General features: G+C 40.4%; 12 protein-coding genes. 5 read left to right on the top strand and 7 right to left on the bottom strand.

Features of this window, described 5'->3' with window-relative positions:
* Positions 1–26: 26 nt before the first annotated feature.
* Complete coding sequence (locus tag ACR5KR_RS32965) at positions 27–392, bottom strand: Lin0512 family protein (RefSeq protein WP_099101269.1); 366 nt, start codon at positions 390–392, stop codon at positions 27–29.
* Positions 393–496: 104 nt separating this feature from the next.
* Positions 497–865 carry a Crp/Fnr family transcriptional regulator gene (locus ACR5KR_RS32960; protein ID WP_445629380.1) on the bottom strand — a complete coding sequence of 123 codons (369 nt, stop codon included), beginning with the start codon at positions 863–865 and terminating at the stop codon, positions 497–499.
* Positions 866–1,182: 317 nt separating this feature from the next.
* Here ACR5KR_RS32960 and ileS point away from each other — a divergent pair, with 317 nt between their 5' ends.
* Both ileS and ACR5KR_RS32950 read left to right on the top strand, forming a co-directional pair.
* Positions 1,183–4,065, top strand: a complete 2,883-nt coding sequence (ileS, locus tag ACR5KR_RS32955; protein ID WP_448269518.1) for an isoleucine--tRNA ligase — start codon at positions 1,183–1,185, stop codon at positions 4,063–4,065.
* A 615-nt stretch (positions 4,066–4,680) separates the two neighbouring features.
* A complete protein-coding gene (locus tag ACR5KR_RS32950; protein ID WP_448269516.1) occupies positions 4,681–5,832 on the top strand; it encodes a histidine decarboxylase in 1,152 nt (383 codons plus the stop codon).
* A 182-nt stretch (positions 5,833–6,014) separates the two neighbouring features.
* Here the strand turns inward: ACR5KR_RS32950 and ACR5KR_RS32945 are convergent, their stop codons facing one another.
* Complete coding sequence (locus tag ACR5KR_RS32945) at positions 6,015–9,290, bottom strand: amino acid permease (protein WP_448269515.1); 3,276 nt, start codon at positions 9,288–9,290, stop codon at positions 6,015–6,017.
* Positions 9,291–9,712: 422 nt separating this feature from the next.
* The gene (locus tag ACR5KR_RS32940) at positions 9,713–10,597 is read right to left on the bottom strand and encodes a ParA family protein (protein ID WP_448269513.1); all 885 of its coding nucleotides are present in this window, start codon (positions 10,595–10,597) and stop codon (positions 9,713–9,715) included.
* A 538-nt stretch (positions 10,598–11,135) separates the two neighbouring features.
* Here ACR5KR_RS32940 and ACR5KR_RS32935 point away from each other — a divergent pair.
* The 3 genes from ACR5KR_RS32935 to ACR5KR_RS32925 all read left to right on the top strand — a co-directional run bounded on the left by ACR5KR_RS32935 (position 11,136) and on the right by ACR5KR_RS32925 (position 12,768).
* The gene (locus tag ACR5KR_RS32935; protein WP_445629375.1) at positions 11,136–11,546 is read left to right on the top strand and encodes a 2TM domain-containing protein; all 411 of its coding nucleotides are present in this window, start codon (positions 11,136–11,138) and stop codon (positions 11,544–11,546) included.
* A gap of 298 nt (positions 11,547–11,844) precedes the next feature.
* A complete protein-coding gene (locus ACR5KR_RS32930) occupies positions 11,845–12,168 on the top strand; it encodes a phasin family protein (protein WP_094352173.1) in 324 nt (107 codons plus the stop codon).
* Positions 12,169–12,246: 78 nt separating this feature from the next.
* The gene (locus tag ACR5KR_RS32925; RefSeq protein ID WP_445629374.1) at positions 12,247–12,768 is read left to right on the top strand and encodes an FKBP-type peptidyl-prolyl cis-trans isomerase; all 522 of its coding nucleotides are present in this window, start codon (positions 12,247–12,249) and stop codon (positions 12,766–12,768) included.
* 84 nt (positions 12,769–12,852) lie between these two features.
* Here ACR5KR_RS32925 and dnaB read toward each other — a convergent pair whose 3' ends face one another.
* From dnaB to gloB, 3 genes are all read right to left on the bottom strand, one after another.
* Positions 12,853–15,468: a replicative DNA helicase gene (gene dnaB, locus ACR5KR_RS32920; RefSeq protein WP_448269510.1), complete on the bottom strand. Its 2,616-nt coding sequence runs from the start codon at positions 15,466–15,468 to the stop codon at positions 12,853–12,855.
* A gap of 242 nt (positions 15,469–15,710) precedes the next feature.
* Entirely contained in the window at positions 15,711–16,169 is a 459-nt protein-coding gene (gene rplI, locus ACR5KR_RS32915) for a 50S ribosomal protein L9 (protein ID WP_322694429.1), read from the bottom strand.
* A 410-nt stretch (positions 16,170–16,579) separates the two neighbouring features.
* The gene (gloB, locus tag ACR5KR_RS32910; protein WP_448269509.1) at positions 16,580–17,353 is read right to left on the bottom strand and encodes a hydroxyacylglutathione hydrolase; all 774 of its coding nucleotides are present in this window, start codon (positions 17,351–17,353) and stop codon (positions 16,580–16,582) included.
* Positions 17,354–17,599: the final 246 nt, after the last annotated feature.

Below are 17,599 nucleotides of genomic sequence, written 5' to 3'. Positions count from 1 at the left end.
TTCTCTTTCTAGAAGGATTGCCTCAGCTACTCATCTTCGATTAGAACTGTAACAGCAGCGATCGCAATCAACATTTCGTCATTTTTATCGTTGAGTTCGGGAATCGCCCGCCCTTGAACGATCATCCCTCCAGATTCTACGGTGAGGGTTTTTCGCCCAAATGGTAATACAGCGAGTACTTCTTCTTCTCTAACTTGTTCGGGGTATGGCACTGCCACCTGAACCTCTATAATCATTTGATTGGGGTGACTTAAACCTGCGACTTCCCAAACACCAGGTAAGGCATTGTGAGCGATCGCATTCCGTACTGCCCTAGATGCTGCTACTGTTGGTTCTTGTCCGTGTTGATCGATTCCCATCCCCATTTCGATAATCAAGCGTTTACGCGCCATTGCTAACTCCGATAAATCTTGCATCTTGACAATAAAAAAGGCAGAAGTTAGAGAAGCTACTTGGCAAAAGACCTTGCTACTTACTGCATCCTCCTGCCTCTGCCTCACACCATACGTTGTAAGCGACTCAGACGCTCTGAGTAACTTTTCATTACCTGTAGAGCAAACACAGGTGTTTCTTGAACGGCAAAGAGAAACCCTTGCTCATCAAGGAAACCCAGCTTGGTATCCACCTTGGCAATAGCTGCGTAAGTTCTACTTTTTACTCCTACAAGTACCCCTGCACCAAAAACTTCGCCTGTTTCAATGGTTTCTACAATTTTGCCATTGACTAATATATCTACCTCTCCTTCGATAATTCCATACATTTCATCACCAGATTGTCCTTCTTCAAAGATGACTTGACCTGCTGAAAATACTTTAGGGTCGGGTTGTTTTTGAAATATACTGACTGTGACTACAGGATTTAGCATTAGAGCAACCCCAAAATTCTTAGTTTTTAGACGAAATCTTTAGATAGCTTTGGGCGAACCCAGAAAAGTATACTACTTTCTGTTGGTTAACTCTTAATCTCCCCAAAATTCCTGATTAGTTGCCTGGTTGACTTTTATTAGGATCGGACAAGGGAACATGAAAACCAACCTTGGTAGAGAATGGCGTAAATCAACATACCATTTCAAATACTGCTTCCTAACTCCTGCCTTTTTGGTAAATAAAATAGTGAATTTTGGATTTCAGGCTATCTTCTATAATTAATAAAACCTGCACACCTAATTCTAGGCATGAGACTGTGACCGAATCAGGAAGTTACAAAGATACTGTAAACCTACCCAAGACTAATTTTGATATGCGGGCAAACGCCATCAAGCGTGAGCCTGAAATCCAAAAATTTTGGGAAGAAAATAAGATTTACGATCGCCTCTTTGAAAATAACCCCGGCGAATTATTTATACTGCACGATGGGCCTCCCTACGCTAATGGCTCACTCCATATTGGTCATGCCTTAAATAAAATTCTCAAAGATATTATTAACCGCTACCAAATGTTACGAGGGCGTAAAGTTCGCTACGTTCCTGGTTGGGATTGTCACGGATTGCCGATTGAGTTAAAAGTTTTGCAGAATATGAAGTCAGCAGAACGGCAAAACTTAACATCTTTACAACTGCGGCAAAAAGCGAAAGAATTTGCTCTAACTACGGTAAACGACCAGCGCCAAAATTTTCAACGCTACGGTATTTGGGGTGATTGGAACCACCCTTATCTAACTCTCAAGCCGGCTTATGAAGCGGCTCAAATTGGCGTGTTTGGTCAGATGTTCTTAAAAGGCTATATCTATCGCGGTTTAAAGCCGGTTCACTGGAGTCCTAGTTCTCATACCGCTTTGGCTGAAGCTGAGTTGGAATATCCTGAAGGTCACGTTTCTCGTAGTATCTATGCAGCTTTTCCAGTTATAAGTTTGGCGGAAACTGTAAAACCACTGTTGGCTCAATATCAGTCAGATTTAGGTGTGGCTATCTGGACGACTACACCTTGGACAATTCCGGGGAATTTGGCTGTGGCGGTGAATGCAGATTTAAATTATGCAGTGGTGGAAGTTTCCCACCCAGAGAAAGAAGCGCAGAGTAATTTCAAATACCTCATCGTTGCTGCTGATTTAGTGGAACGTTTATCTTCAACCTTGGGAGTTGAGTTAACTGTAAAAGCCACCTTCAAGGGGAATAATTTAGAACATACTACTTATCGTCATCCTCTATATGACCGCGAAAGTCCGATTATCGTCGGCGGTGATTACATCACTACTGAATCGGGTACTGGGTTGGTACATACTGCTCCCGGTCATGGTCAAGAAGACTACATTGTTGGTCAACGCTACGGTTTGCCCATCCTTGCACCAGTAGATGACAATGGCAATTTTACCGAAGAAGCGGGAGAATTTGCGGGGTTGAATGTGTTGGGTGATGGGAATCAAGCGGTAATTGATGCAATGGCTGCGGCTGGTTCTTTGTTGAAAGAAGAACCATATCCCCACAAGTACCCTTATGATTGGCGGACGAAGAAGCCGACAATTTTCCGCGCCACTGAACAATGGTTTGCTTCTGTGGAAGGATTTCGAGAAGAAGCGCTAGAGGCGATCGCCACGGTAGAATGGATTCCAGCCCAAGGTAAAAATCGCATCACACCAATGGTAGCGGAACGTTCTGATTGGTGTATCTCTCGTCAACGCGTTTGGGGTGTACCCATTCCCGTTTTCTACGATGAAGCCACGGGAGAACCACTGCTGAATGAGGAAATTATCAACCACGTCCAAGGAATCATCGCAGAAAAAGGTTCCGATGCTTGGTGGGAACTTTCAGTTGAGGAGTTATTACCCGAATCCTATCGCCAAAATGGCAAGTCTTACCGCCGGGGTACAGACACAATGGATGTATGGTTTGATTCTGGCTCATCTTGGGCGGCTGTCGTCCAACAGCGTCCAGAGTTACACTATCCTGCTGATATATATTTAGAAGGTTCTGACCAACATCGCGGTTGGTTTCAATCCAGCTTGCTTACCAGCGTAGCGGTAAATGACATTGCGCCTTACAAAACTGTACTAACTCACGGCTTCACTTTGGACGAACAAGGCCGAAAGATGAGTAAGTCAGAAGGAAATACGATCGATCCAAATACAATCATTGAAGGCGGGAAAAATCAAAAAGTAGAACCGCCTTACGGTGCAGATGTATTGCGATTGTGGGTATCGTCGGTTGACTACTCCGGCGATGTCCGCATTGGCAAAAACATCATTAAGCAAATGAATGATGTCAGGGGGAAAATTCGCAATACCGCGCGGTTTTTGTTGGGTAGTTTGGATGATTTTGACCCAGAAAAAGATGCAGTCCCCTTCGAGGAATTGCCAGAACTTGACCGTTATATGCTGCACCGCATCACCGAAGTATTTGAGGAAGTCACTCAAGCCTTTGAGAGTTTCCAATTCTTCCGCTTTTTCCAAACAGTGCAGAATTTCTGCGTGGTGGATTTATCCAACTTTTATTTAGATGTGGCCAAAGATAGATTGTACATCAGTGCAAAAGATGCTTTCCGCCGTCGCAGTTGTCAAACGGTGCTGAAAATAGCTTTAGATAATTTAGCACGAGCGATCGCACCAGTGTTATCTCACACTGCCGAAGATATCTGGCAATATCTCCCTTACAAAACACCTTACAAATCGGTGTTTGAAGCCGGTTGGGTGCAGGTTGAGGAAAAATGGCGTAATCCAGAGTTAGCACAATTTTGGGAAACACTGCGACAACTCCGCACCGATGTTAATAAGGTGTTGGAACAAGCCAGGATAGAAAAACTCATTGGTTCTTCTCTGGAGGCGAAAGCTTTGATTCACATACCTGACAAACAATTAGGTGATGCTATCAAAGCCTTTAACCCGATTAAGGGTAACGGGATTGACGAACTGCGGTATTTATTACTGACTTCCCAAGTGGAATTATTAGATTCTGCTCAAGGGTTGCAAGGATTGAAATACACAGCGCAGACGGAAGATTGGGGAATTGGGGTAACGAATGCAGACGGGCAAAAATGCGATCGCTGTTGGAACTACTCTATTCATGTGGGAGAATCAGCAGAACACCCTTTAATTTGCGAACGGTGTGTTGCAGCCTTAGCTGGAGAGTTTTAAAAGCAAAAATTCTACGGCACTAGCAAACTACAAATGGCTAAATGCACTGACAGCAATTTTCTTTAAGATGAAGTACAAAACTACAAGATTTGAGGCAAAAGACAGAAACAAGGAAGTAGAAACTCTTGATGTTTGATGCATTAGTCCTGCATTTTGTACCTCATTTACTGGAAGCTGCAAGAATATAGAGACGAGCAGTGCTAAGTCTCTATTAGGGTTGTGTATAACCGATATTTAATTTCTGGAAATCTCTTTTTAGCATGATGAAGTCCGCATAAGCGGACTTTGTTGTATAGCCTAGTCATTCCTAGAAATTACGCAACTGGCACAAAGTTAAATATGTGATTAAATCAGGTTGCAGTCAGCGACTAAAAAAATATTTTATGTAATACGCATTCTGGTTATTTCGTATTATGCAGAAGTCTAAGTATAATGTACTTTGGCAAAAACCAATTGGGTATTATTACTGAATATTTATACGTATTTTCACTGTATTATCTTCTATTAAAGAGCTAAATGGAGTCATTCTTAAAAAAACATAAAGGTATGGATTAATACGTGTAATTTCGTTTAAAACATCCAATAACTCAATCAAAATTTAAGAGATAGAGAGATATGTCAAATAAAGTTGCTAAGGAATTGGCTGATTTTCTGGTGCAAATAGAACAGCGATCGCAGCTTCATGCAGGCTATCCATATAATTTAAGTTGTGATTACAGTGCGATCGGCAAATTTTTCAATTTTCTATTAAATAATGCTGGAGATCCATATATTGAACCAGATTTTGGTCTCCATTCTCGTAAGTTTGAGCAAGAAGTATTATCTTTTTTTGCCCAACTTTATAAAATTCCAGAAAATCAGTTTTGGGGTTATGTTACTGCTGGCGGAACTGAAGGTAATTTCTATGGAATGTTCTTAGCAAGAGAAATCTATCCTAATGGCATTCTTTACTCATCACAAGACTCTCATTACTCCATACCAAAAGCGGCAAAATTATTACGCATTCAACACAATGTTGTTAACTCACAAATTAATGGAGAGATGAATTATGAGCATTTTGAACAACTTATTAAAGAAAATCGCAATTATCCAGCGCTCATAAATTTGAATATTGGGACTACTGTCAAAGGCGCAATTGATAACTTAGACAAAGTTCTCGAAATTTTAGAGCGCAATCAAATTAAAGATTACTACATTCATTGTGATGCTGCCCTTTCAGGATTAATATTACCCTTTTTAGATGGCGCTCCCCAAGTTAACTTTCAAAAACCCATAGATAGTATAGCTATTTCTGCTAAATTCATTGGTTCGCCCTTGCCTTGCGGTGTAGTTTTAACCAAGAAAAAATGGGTAGAAAAAGTTGAAACAGCAATTGAATATATTGGTTCATCAGATACAACCATTCTAGGTTCTAGGAACGGTCATACACCTCTGATTCTCTGGTATGCAATGAAAACAAGAGGTTATGATGGATTAGCCAAAGAAGCAAAAACTTGTATAGATAATGCTCAATATCTTTTCCAACAACTTAAAATCAGAGAATATCCATGTATGCTCAATAAATTTTCCAACACCGTAGTGTTTCAAAAACCTTCTCAAAAATTAATTAAAAAGTGGCAGCTAGCGATTTATGAAAATTGGGTACACATTATAGTCATGCAAAATATCGATCGGCACAAAATAGATACTTTTGTTAACGAACTTTTGTTAGAAGAAGGGTTAGTCGATCAAATAGAGAATTTCCAACGACAATCAGCGCTACACTAAAAATAGATTGTCAAGTGAAATTGAACGCCCAGTTTGAGAAGATAGTTTTCTAAAAAGAATTTGCTCTCAAGATTTCATCTTTTTAAAAAGTTTTTTCCGCACAAATTAGCAGCAAGGAGTATTTCTACTTCTGCCCGTTCCATAGGTGGTAAGAAAAAATACCCTTGCCCATAATCACATTCTCAAGCCTTCAATTGTGCTAATTGGTCTACAGTTTCTATGCCTTCTGCTGTTACAGACATATTTAAATTATGGGCTAATGTCACAATCGCTCGAATAATTTCTAAATTTTCTCCTCGACTACCTATACTGCTGACAAAAGAGCGGTCAATCTTAATGGTTTTGATTGGTAGGCGATGTAGATAACTCAAGGATGAATAGCCAGTTCCAAAATCATCCATGTGCATTTCAACATTCAGTGCTGTTAATTGAGAAAGCACAGTGGTTGCTAATTCAAAATTATCCATCAACAAGCTTTCAGTAATTTCTAATTTTAAATAGCATGGCTCCAGTCCAGTTTGCTGCAAAATATGTTTAACTTGTTTAAACACATCAGGTTGTGTGATTTGTTTACCAGAAAAATTTACGCTCATCGTCAAAGATTGTGAAGTAGGAAATTGTTTATGCCATTTGTGCATTTGGTGACAGGCTTCATAAAGCACCCATTGCCCGATACTCACAATCATTCCAGTTTCCTCAGCCAAGGGAATAAAATCTTGAGGGGAAATAAGTCCTCGTTCTGGATGATACCAACGTATTAGCGCCTCAAATCCAATAATTTTGCCAGTTGTCAGTGAAACAATTGGCTGGTAATTAAGGCGAAATTCTTCTTGCTTGAGCAGCGCATTTCGCAGAGCAGTTTCTAACTCTAAGAGTAAAGCTGCACCCTCGTGCATCTTTGGATCAAAAACCTCATAACGTGCCTTACCAAGCGATTTGGCACAATACATTGCCACATCGGCATCGCGTAAAATCTGCGCTGCTTGCTCATAATCTGCTCTGCTCAAAGCAATGCCAATACTAACATTAGTAAATACCCGATGCTCATTTAATTGAAATGGCAAAGCTAGCACCTTTTTAATTCGCTCGGCGACTTGTATCGCTGTATTGATATCCTCGATTTCCTCAATTAAGATTGTGAACTCATCTCCGCCGAAACGAGCTACTATGTCTTCGCCTCGTAGAACTGACTTGAGCCGATGAGAAATTGCAATCAAAAGTTGATTTCCTAGTAGATGTCCAAGGCTGTCATTAACAACTTTAAAGCGATCTAGGTCTAAGAAGAGTACGGCAAATAAATAATTACTTTGCTGTTTAGACTGTTCTATTGCTTGCTGCACCCGCTCCATAAATAACCGTTGATTAGGTAATCCAGTTAGCCCATCATGAAGACTATTGTGCAGTAATTGTTCTTGTGCTTCTTGACGTTTAACAATGTCTTGTTGAAGTTGTTGATTAACCCTAATAAGTTCAATGGTGCGTTCTAGCACCAACTGCTCAAGTTGATAACGATACTGGACTAATTCTTCTTCTGCTAGCTTCCGCTTAGTGATGTCACGGACAATAACAATATACTCACGTAGCAGAGAATTAAATGGCTGGGAAATCGTTGATTCAACAATTCGCAAACCTTGGTTAATTTTCAAGCTTTGCTCACTTCTAGTAGACCATTGCTCTGGTTTGCCACGATAGCATATTAGAAGTTGATTCAAGTTTTGCCCAAGTAACTGCTGAATACTTGTTTGAAATAATTCTTCAGCAGCAGCATTTGTCTGAGAAATTGTCCCCTCTTCATCTAATACTAAAACAGTATCTGGAACAGTATCGAGAGTAGTGATAAATAGGTTTCTTGCTTGTTTGCGTGCTTCATCAATAGCAATGATTTGTGGTAAGGTTGTCCAACAAGCGATCGCAACCCCTGTAAAAGAAAGCGTCACTAATAAAATCGCTAGAAATGAATTTTGAGGATGATTAGAAAATCTATCTAAAAAATCGCGAATAATCCAACTGATTGTGGCAGTAATACAAATCAATGATACTAAAACAATCACTTGTAATACTACAAAATCTGGATTATTTCTACTAGGCTTAGTATCGTAACGCTGTGTCCACCAATTTGGGTGTAATGGCGCAAATCTTAACCGCCTTAGAACTAAATCTCCAATTGTCAAAATAATGGGTAATAATAATCCCACTAAGAAATCTCTCCAGTTCCAAGCTAAACCTCCCACTATTAGAACTATCGCTTCGACCAAGAAAAAACCAAGTGACCACCAAGGCCATAACACGTGTGGTTTGCCACGACACATCCATAACCCCAGATGTAGACCCATAATAGACATGAGATAACAAGTGCCTGCTACTGTGACAAGTTGAGATATATTTCCCAAATTTAGACACAGCAAACTGAGTAGAAAGGTAACTAAAATAGCAGGAACAAGGACACCTTGACGGGAAACTAATGCAAATATAGGAGAAAGCTGTCTGTCTAAGGCAAGCTGGTATAATATCCGAGGAGAGTTAGAAACTGCTGTAGCAGAACTTAGAAGGCAAGATATAGTAATCAAAAGTGTTACTAGAAAGGGCGCAGATTCACCCCAAAAAGGCTTAGAAGCCGCTACCAGATTTAAGAATGCATCCTCACCTATTGTTGAATTTGGAGCAGTACACATTAATACCCAAGAACCACCTAGAAACACCGGAGGAATTAACCAAGCAGCTACAGTTAAAAACTTTAAAGTTTTATATGGGTGGCGGCTATCAGCAACAAAAGAAGAAGTGGTTTCACAAGCATAAATTGAATAGCTAGCTAGAAAAAACCATTTTGCCCATTCTTGAAAGCTCAGGCTATGCGTGCTAGTTGAGAGAAAATTAAAATTAGCAGATGAGAAGGCTAACCATAATACGCCTTGAACACAAAACAATAACAGTAATAAAATCGCTGGGAATACAAAAAATAAATGTAGAAGCGCCAAAGCACGGGTGCCACTGAACGCTAAAATAAATGGAATCGCTGTAAATAAAACTTTTAACAAAGTTTCTGGACAAGAAATACCTAATGTTTCAAAATTGACTTTAATTAGGTTGGTGAGAATAATTGCATACAGTGCAGGTGCTGCTGCCCAGCTAAAAAAGTATCCTAATGCTACGTAACGGCCTAAGCCAGGAAACTTCTTTAATAGTCTTGTGGTATAGTTTGGTGTTCCTCCGGCAATATCTGACCAATGCCTACCTAGACTTTGTACCTGCAAGTTAAGCAAAAAGGAGATAATCGTGCCAAAAAACCAAACTAAGATAGCTTTCGGCCCTAACGCTGCATGAATAATAGGGGCAGTACCAATCCATCCAACATGACCAGTTAACCCAAAGCCCCAGGTTTCGAGATAACTTAGAGTCCGTGGTAGGCGCATTAGCAAGTGCTGATTGTTCCCCGCCTGTGCAGAATCGTTACTAACCATTGTTTCTTAGTGAGATTTACTGACCTTTTCACTCAATAGCTGAATCTCACCAATTATAGCTTCCGTATAACTGCTGAACTTTCAGAAAGGATAACTTATTTGTTACTCAATTGGGGATTTTGGATTTTAGATTAACCTCATGCCTAAAGAGTTTTCTTGAATAGAGAATTTTAAATTGGTTATTTGAGATTTATTCCATATAGCTTGTTTCTCACTGAGTAAGTATAAATTCTCTTTCTTTAGATTGTTATAAAAATTGAAAGGTTCAGATTTGTGACCTACTTAATAGACATAGACATCTCCAAAAATAAATTATTCATTGCCTGAAACCCTTGTAAAGACGTAGTAATGCTACGTCTTTACATTGATATCTCTAATTTAATCAATCGGAAATCGTGTTGTTCATCAATAATTAACTAGAGCTATAGCTTTTGCAACAACTCCTGGGTTAATTGCAAGAAAGCTTTTGAACCTGCTGATTGGGGAGCAATTAAAACAGCTGGCATAAAACTATCAACAGCCTTGGCAACATTGACATCAACAGGTATTTGTACCTTACAAATTTTTTCGACACCAAAATCTTCGACAACGCGATGCATTACTTGTTTATAGTATCTGCCAGTGAGCAGGTTAGCACTGGACATACTAAATACAATTCCCAACATTTTTATATCTATCTTGGTTTCATGTCCGTGACTATCTTTTAATTGGGCAATCCGTCTTTCTAAGAGTTGAATACCCACTACAGATAATGGTTCTGGTTTTGCAGGAAGTATGTAGAAATCACTGGCAGCTAAAGCACTACGAGTCAAGAGATTATAGCCAGGGGCACAATCGAGAAGAATAAAATCATATTCTTGATGTACTGGTTTTAAGATATTATTAATTAAGACCCTTTCAAAGCGATTCCAAATCGTTTCAAAGTCCTGTTCGCCCAAAGCAGTTGCTTGCTGATGCAGCATTTCTGAAACAACAAATTCATCATATAAATCAATGTCTCCCGGCAATAAATCTAGTCCGGGAAGATTACAAACCTGGGATTGAATTATATCCTGAATTTTAAATTTTGCTTGGGGGTCTGGATTGATAACTTCGTCTATCAGATACCTAAATGTCTTACTTTGTTTACGAAGCTTGGCAAAATCTAAAGGCGACATCAAACTGAGTGTGGCACTAATTTGGCTGTCTAAATCAAGAACCAGCACCCGCTTGCCATGATTTTTAGCTAAACAGGTAGCTAAGTTGACGGTGAGGGTGGTTTTACCAACACCACCTTTCATATTGGCAGTAGCAATTACATATCCCATTGATTGAATCCTCTATTGACGCATTCCCACAGTGGTCTGTCCCATTAAATATTATGGGTTTGTAGTAAGCACAAAGCGTGCTTAAAAATCTAGGACTAAAGTCCTTACTACGAACTTATTCACCCCTCGTAACTAATGGGACAGACTACTAGGTAGCGTACACCTCTGCTGATATTTTAAATCCTCCATTAAACTTAATATTTTCGGAAATTCAAAAGAGTGATTTCAGCGATTTTTACTCATTAAGGCAGTAACATGTAGTTGGCTCTTTACCTGGAATCGAGCTACCAGCCTACTTTACTCCATAATGACAATAGTTTGGCTTAATCCCATAACAGCTTGCTTTCACAAAGCAATTATAGAGGTATTGACAAATACAGTAGCCCTAAATCAATTGTGAGAAAATAATAGTGTTGTGAATATCACTAAGTATTGGGTGCAAAATGTGGATGCATTTGCTAATTGAATTGAACGAAGCCAATCGATAATTTCGTGAAATCAAAGGCGCATTTACACACAAACTTATAAGGTAATTAAAATGACTTACGATTCCAAAGATGTAGAACAAATCCTGCAAAAAGCACTCACTCGTAAACAGGAAGGTGAATTTTCACGAGAACAGCTTTTAGAAATGGCATCTGAGTTAGGTATTTCTTCTAATATTTTGGCAGCAACAGAACAAAAGTGGTTGGCTCAACAAGAAGAGGAACGTTCGCGACACACATTTAATACTTTCCGACGCAGAGCCTTTTGGACACACTTTGTTTCTTTCCTAGCGGTGAATTTATTCCTCATTCTTTTAAATTTAATCACTAGTCCTAGTTATTTTTGGGCTATTTTCCCAGTATTAGGATGGGGGTTAGGATTATTTTTTCATTGGTGGAGTGTTTATCAGAGTAAATCAGAGGATGACGAGATCGCTTTTCAGAAATGGCGTACACAAGTTTAACTTTCAATCTCAGATATTCAGCATTGTCTAAATAAAATTTTCCCATGAAATACTCACACTCACTCTTTGCGATGAGTGTGAGTATTGTAATTTATAGGTAAATCTCCTCTAACATCGCAAAAATAGGTAAATTTGAGCAATCTTAAACTTGAGGAGTTATATAATCACCTCCTTTGATCTTTGTGCTTGCCAATTTGCCAAAATAGAGCTGTAGGCTAGAATAACTACGCTTTAAGAAGCTTGATTGCCTACACTCAGCAGCAAGGGTCGGTTGGTTAATAAGTAAGAGGAAGGGAGTATGGACAACAACAACTGGTTGCAACAGCTAATGATGGTCGGTCTTGGCACAACGTCTATAGTCGCAGAAAAATTGCGGCAAGTCAGCGATGATTTAGTCAAAGACGGTAAGCTCAATCCCGAACAAGCCAAGGCGGTAATAGATGATATTGCCCAGCAGTTAAAGTCGGAGCAGGGAAACTTCGATGTCCAAATGCAACGGCAAATGCGAAATATGATGCAGGATTTGGGGGTGGCTCGCCAGTCAGAAGTGGACGAGCTGAGGGGTAGAATTGACCGTTTAGAGCGTCAATTACGCGATTTAGAAAATAAGCTTTGGCGTTAGAATGTCCTTTGTGATTTAAACTAATTGTGTCCTATTGGTAATCTTTTAGCCAGGATACCTAAGTAAGGAGAACTGATTTTGAAACCAATTTTCCTCAGCGTGGCGTTCATGCTGGTGTGTGTTGTGCTTTTGGTTGTGGGGCAAATAAGCAGTAAACAAAATACTGCCATTGCTGCCGAGTTAACCCAAACGCCGCCAGCTGCCACAACTGTAACTGAAAACAATATCTTAATTGCGAGTAATACTATGTCTGATGCTAATGCCGTAACCACTCCCTCTGGATTAAAGTATGTGGAGTTAAAAGAGGGGACTGGGGCGACTCCTAAACCTGGACAAACGGTTGAAGTTCACTATGTCGGCACTCTAGAAGATGGTACTCAGTTTGATAGTTCGCGCGATCGCGGCCAACCCTTCAGCTTTAAAATTGGTGCTGGACAGGTAATCAAAGGTTGGGATGAAGGACTTAGCACTATGAAAGTAGGCGGTAAACGTCGGTTAATCATCCCCTCTGAGTTAGGTTATGGCGCTCGTGGTGCTGGTGGCGTGATTCCACCCAATGCAACTCTGATTTTTGAAGTGGAATTGCTGGGAGTTAAGTAGAAAGTAGGGCATTGGGCATTGGGATAAGTAAAGAATTTAACTTTTAATCTTCTACTCCCCAGTTCCCAGTCCCCAATTCAATAGCTAAATTTTTAAATTTTGAAACTTGGTAAATTGTGGATTAAACAAAAGTTTCGCAGTACCTGTAGGCCCGTTGCGATGTTTAGCTATAATTACTTCTGCAATGCCGCGATCGGGAGTATCTGGAGAGTAATATTCATCGCGATACAACATGATTACTAAATCCGCATCTTGTTCAATACTTCCACTTTCTCTCAAATCAGATAACATTGGACGCTTGTTAGTACGCGCTTCCACCCCTCGACTCAACTGAGATAAAGCAATTACTGGTACAGATAATTCCCGCGCTAAACCTTTGAGTTGTCGCGTAATTTTTGATAATTCTTGTACGCGATTATCACCTGCTCCTTCCATCAATTGCAGGTAATCTATTACAATTAATCCTAATTCTGTGCCAACTTCTGCTTGCAGTCTTCTTGATTGACTACGCATTTGTGTAACTGTAATATTCGGCGTGTCGTCAATATAAATTGGCATCTCAGAAAGGATACCAATAGCACGGCTTAAAGGTTCCCACTGTGTTTGACTCAGGCGACCAGTTCGCAGATAACTACTTTCAATTTGCGCTTCACTAGCTAATAAACGTTGCGTAAGTTGCTCTTTAGACATTTCCAAGCTGAAAAAAGCAACTGGTAATTTATAAGAAGCGGCGATATTATGAGCAAGGTTTAAGCAAAATGCTGTATTGTGTACACAGATATCATTAGCAACAAAATTGTGTGTTTCTGGGATTGTTAAGTCATAAACTTGTTTGCATCCCATCGATTCAATGGAAACTATTTCATCCCAGTACACATCACTCGCTGCTAACTGTTGAAGTGGCAAATTTTCTAAAGTACTTGCTAATATCCAAAGCCTTTCTCGTGTTAAAGCACGTTTACCAACATGGATATTTGAATACCCTTGAATTCCGGCACGTTGAGCTAAAAGAGTCCAAGGTTCATTACCTTTAGCTGTTGTTATCTGTTCCCAAATTTCTATTGGAATGAGGTCACGATTTGTTTGATATCTCTTTTTAGCTATTGCATCTGCGACCTTAGTTAATGCCTCTTCTTTGCCAAAAATACCAATTTCTGAGATAAAATTTTTGATGCTCTGGGCATCAGTAATATCTAATTGCCAAGCTGGTCTGCGAGTGTCTTTATATTTCACAGAGCGTTTTTTTAGACTGGCAATAATTCCAAATCGCAATAACAAATGTTGTATTTGTCTAGCTAATTTTTCGCTGACAGTACAGTAGCCTAACTGCGATTGACCGCTTGTAAGTAATGTAGCCCATCCATCGGTTGCAAACAAACGATTGAGGAATAAGGAAACTTGCGATCGCTCCAATTTAAAAATAACTTGCGGAATGATTTTGGCATCAGCTTTTTTGCCCCATAGCCCTATGTTTTCCAACCATGTTGTTAAAGGATTCTTTTGCCCTTGAGACATAGTTGCATAGAGTATTGGGGTGCGTTCACTCCTAATTTCTATCCTAACTTTCAACTTGGGTGAAAAGCTGGTAACAGCGTATGTGAAATCATTTTGGATGCAAGAGTTAATATTAGTAAATTCTGGTGTTGAGTCTGTTAAGCACCCATCACCTATGAAATATGCCAATAATTTAACTTCACACTCGCGGATAGTTTCTGTACCAAATACATTAAGTTTACGAGCTACAGCAATTTTATCCCCTACTCTTAATTCTGAAAGTTGTCGCCATCCATTGAGGGTTAAATAAGGATGGGTGATAGTACTTTCAATATATCGTCCTAAGCGAGTAGTAACACTAAAAACTGGTTTAATGCCGTCATTAACAAAGGCTGAAGCTTGAGTTAGATGAAACTTCCAATCATTTCCTAAAGTTATTAACTCAGCTTGCCGACGATGGTATATTTCTTTAATAGTTGAGATACTCCCGTCACTCAAAAGTATTTCCGCATTTTCATGCAAGCATTTCCCCATTGATGGGCGACCCGCGACAATAATCAAATCAGAGCGCTGAAAGCCACTGGTCATGGCATCTAAATCGTAAAATCCGCAGGGAATCCCAGGTAAAGCAATGCCTTGATTTCTATCTTCAATATCCTGGAAATTATTAATTAGAGTATCAGAAATGTGAACTAAACCCGATTGGGGACGTTCTTGAGTAACGCCGAATACTTTCTGTTCTGCCTGATCTAAAACAGTTGGTAACTCGGTTTCTGTTTCATAACCAAGATGTACAATTTCATTGCCAGCTTTAATTAACTGTCGCCGCAGATATTTTTCCATGACTAACCCTGCGAGGGCATCGATGTTAACTGCTGAAACTGTACGGTCTACCAGAGTTGCAAGTTTATTTCTGCCGCCTATGCGAGTAAGCAAATCATGGTCAGTCAGCCAACTTGTGACTGAGAGCAAATCTGTGGGTTTACCTTGGGTGTGGAGCCTCACAGCTGCTTGATAAATATCTTTATGGGCGCTAATGTAAAAAGCTTCGGGAAGGAGGCGATCGCTAACTCGACTAATCGCTTCTGGATCTAGCAAAATACCCCCCAAAATCGCTTCTTCCGCCTCAATATTTTGTGGTGGAAGGCGTAGTTGACCACCGTAGGCATCGCTAACATCGCCTTGAAAACTCAATTCTTCAGCCATAAACGATTTTAGTTTTGAGATTTTGCTAGAGACGCGATTAATCGCGTCTGTGTAGGATTAGAGACGCGATTAATCGCGTCTGTACAAGAGTTAGGAGTTAAGAGTTAAGAGTTAAGGTTTTGTTTATCTCCTTGTCCCCCTGTCTCCCTTGCCTCCCTTGTCTCCCATGTCTCCCCTGCTCCCCTGCTCCTCTGCCTCCCCTGCCCTCTCATCCCCCTTATCCCTTTGTCCCTCTTTTGAGATTAACTAGCTACTACTTGAATATCGACTTGCGCCGCTACTTCCGAATGCAGCTTGATTTCGGCTTGATAAGTACCAAGGTGGTTAATATCGGGGATGGTAATTCCACGCCGATCGATTTCTTGACCGGTGGCTGCCTTAATTGCATCTACAACATCTTGGGTGGTGATAGTACCGAAAATTGCTTCGTTTTCACCAACTTGTTTAGCAATTGTCAAGCTGCCAATTTTTTCTAAAGATTCTTTTTGTTCAAGAGCTTGTTGTCTGAGTTCTAATTGCCGTTGACGCTCTTGCTCGCGACGGCGTTCTACTTGCTTGAGAATACCAGGAGTGGCATTGGTTGCCAATTTCTGGGGAATCAGATAGTTACGAGCGTAGCCAGGAGCTACTTCCACTAAGTCGCCAGATTTTCCCAGCTTGCTGATATCCTGATTTAAAACTAACTGCACGCGTTTCGCCATCGTTTTTCGTTTTTCCGGTAAAATATGATTAATTTGGGTGGGTTTGAGCAGCATAGCTCACTAAAACAGTGCTGTTAGCTGTAGCAGGGCCTTGAGCCAGTGCTGAGTAAACAGTCCTAAATAACGAGTGTTTTTTCAGAACTTAGAACTCCTGAAATGAGTATATTGTCCCAAGTAGCTTTGCCCATACCCTAAAGCTTACAGATCCTAGCGAAAGGAAGGGTGCGATCGCAACTATTAGCGCTAGAAAGTTGGAGGAATGGGGGTTGGGGAGCAGAGGAGCAGGGGAGCAGGGGAGCAGAAGGCAGGGAGCAGGGGGCAGGGAGCAGGGGGCAGGGGAAGAAAAACTATTGATTATTAGCCCATTCCCAATGCCCAATGCCCAATGCCCAATGCCCAATGCCCAATATCTAAAAGTTATTTTTCATTTCCCTTATCCGCGCAAAGGTTTGCACTCCATCACTACCTTTAACGGTTGATTGTAATGATGGTTGATCCCAACGTAAAAAGGGATTGGTTCGCTTCTCCATTCCCAGCAGCGAGGGTATGGTAGCTTCTCCTCGACTACGGTAAGTTTTCACTTCATTGAAGCGTTTTTGCAAGTCGGCATTGTCGCCATCCACAGTTAGGGCAAATTGCAAATTTCCTAAAGTGTATTCGTGGGCACACCAGATACGCGTATCATCTGGTAAAGAGCGCAGTTTGCTTAAAGAGTCTACCATTTGGGTTGGTGTTCCTTCAAACAAGCGACCGCAACCGCCAGAAAATAAGGTATCGCCGCAAAATAAATCGCCTGTCTCACCAGATTTTTCGGGGGGAAAGTAGTAAGCGATGTGAGCGCGGGTATGTCCGGGAACAAAAATAACTTCAGCTGTGCGATCTGCAAACTGGACGCGATCGCCTTGTTGCAAAAATACCTGCTGTCCCGGAATTCGCCCGCGATCTTCGACGCCACCGTAGACTGTTACTTGCGGGAAGTGTTGTATTAATTGCTGATTGCCACCTACATGGTCATTGTGGTGGTGTGTGTTGAAAATCGCTACCAACTCAGCTTTTAACTGTGCAAGTTGCTTTAGCACTGGTTCAGCCTCTGCGGGATCGACAACCGCAGCAATTTGTTTCTGGCGATCCACCAGCAAAAATATGTAGTTATCCGAGAGTGCCTCAAGCCTGATTACTTGCATTACTTAATATCTCCCTTTGAAGTAAATACTTTGGAATTTATCAGCAATCTTAAATATCTCAGTGAGAAAAGGTTGAGAAAGCTCATGAATACTATGATAGTATACACCCGTAATAATACTTAAAATACACTAAGTAACTATAAATTACGATCTGACCATATCAGTAAAATTTCTCTGGGAGGAAGTGTAAAAGCTAAGTTAGATTTATTCTGTTCTTTTTGTCCTAAATTGTCTTTTTTACTCAAA

The organism is Nostoc sp. DSM 114159, from assembly GCF_053470285.1.
The sequence above is the reverse complement of the archived record's forward strand: the minus strand, read 5'-3'. Positions and strand labels throughout refer to the sequence as shown.

Excerpts from the sequence above, each read along its gene's own strand:
- ACR5KR_RS32965 (WP_099101269.1), bottom strand. The coding sequence starts at position 392 with ATGGCGCGTAAACGCTTGATTATCGAAATGGGGATGGGAATCGATCAA.
- ACR5KR_RS32960 (WP_445629380.1), bottom strand. The coding sequence starts at position 865 with ATGCTAAATCCTGTAGTCACAGTCAGTATATTTCAAAAACAACCCGAC.
- ACR5KR_RS32950 (WP_448269516.1), top strand. The coding sequence starts at position 4,681 with ATGTCAAATAAAGTTGCTAAGGAATTGGCTGATTTTCTGGTGCAAATA.
- ACR5KR_RS32945 (WP_448269515.1), bottom strand. The coding sequence starts at position 9,290 with ATGGTTAGTAACGATTCTGCACAGGCGGGGAACAATCAGCACTTGCTA.
- ACR5KR_RS32940 (WP_448269513.1), bottom strand. The coding sequence starts at position 10,597 with ATGGGATATGTAATTGCTACTGCCAATATGAAAGGTGGTGTTGGTAAA.
- ACR5KR_RS32935 (WP_445629375.1), top strand. The coding sequence starts at position 11,136 with ATGACTTACGATTCCAAAGATGTAGAACAAATCCTGCAAAAAGCACTC.
- ACR5KR_RS32930 (WP_094352173.1), top strand. The coding sequence starts at position 11,845 with ATGGACAACAACAACTGGTTGCAACAGCTAATGATGGTCGGTCTTGGC.
- dnaB (WP_448269510.1), bottom strand. The coding sequence starts at position 15,468 with ATGGCTGAAGAATTGAGTTTTCAAGGCGATGTTAGCGATGCCTACGGT.
- rplI (WP_322694429.1), bottom strand. The coding sequence starts at position 16,169 with ATGGCGAAACGCGTGCAGTTAGTTTTAAATCAGGATATCAGCAAGCTG.
- gloB (WP_448269509.1), bottom strand. The coding sequence starts at position 17,353 with ATGCAAGTAATCAGGCTTGAGGCACTCTCGGATAACTACATATTTTTG.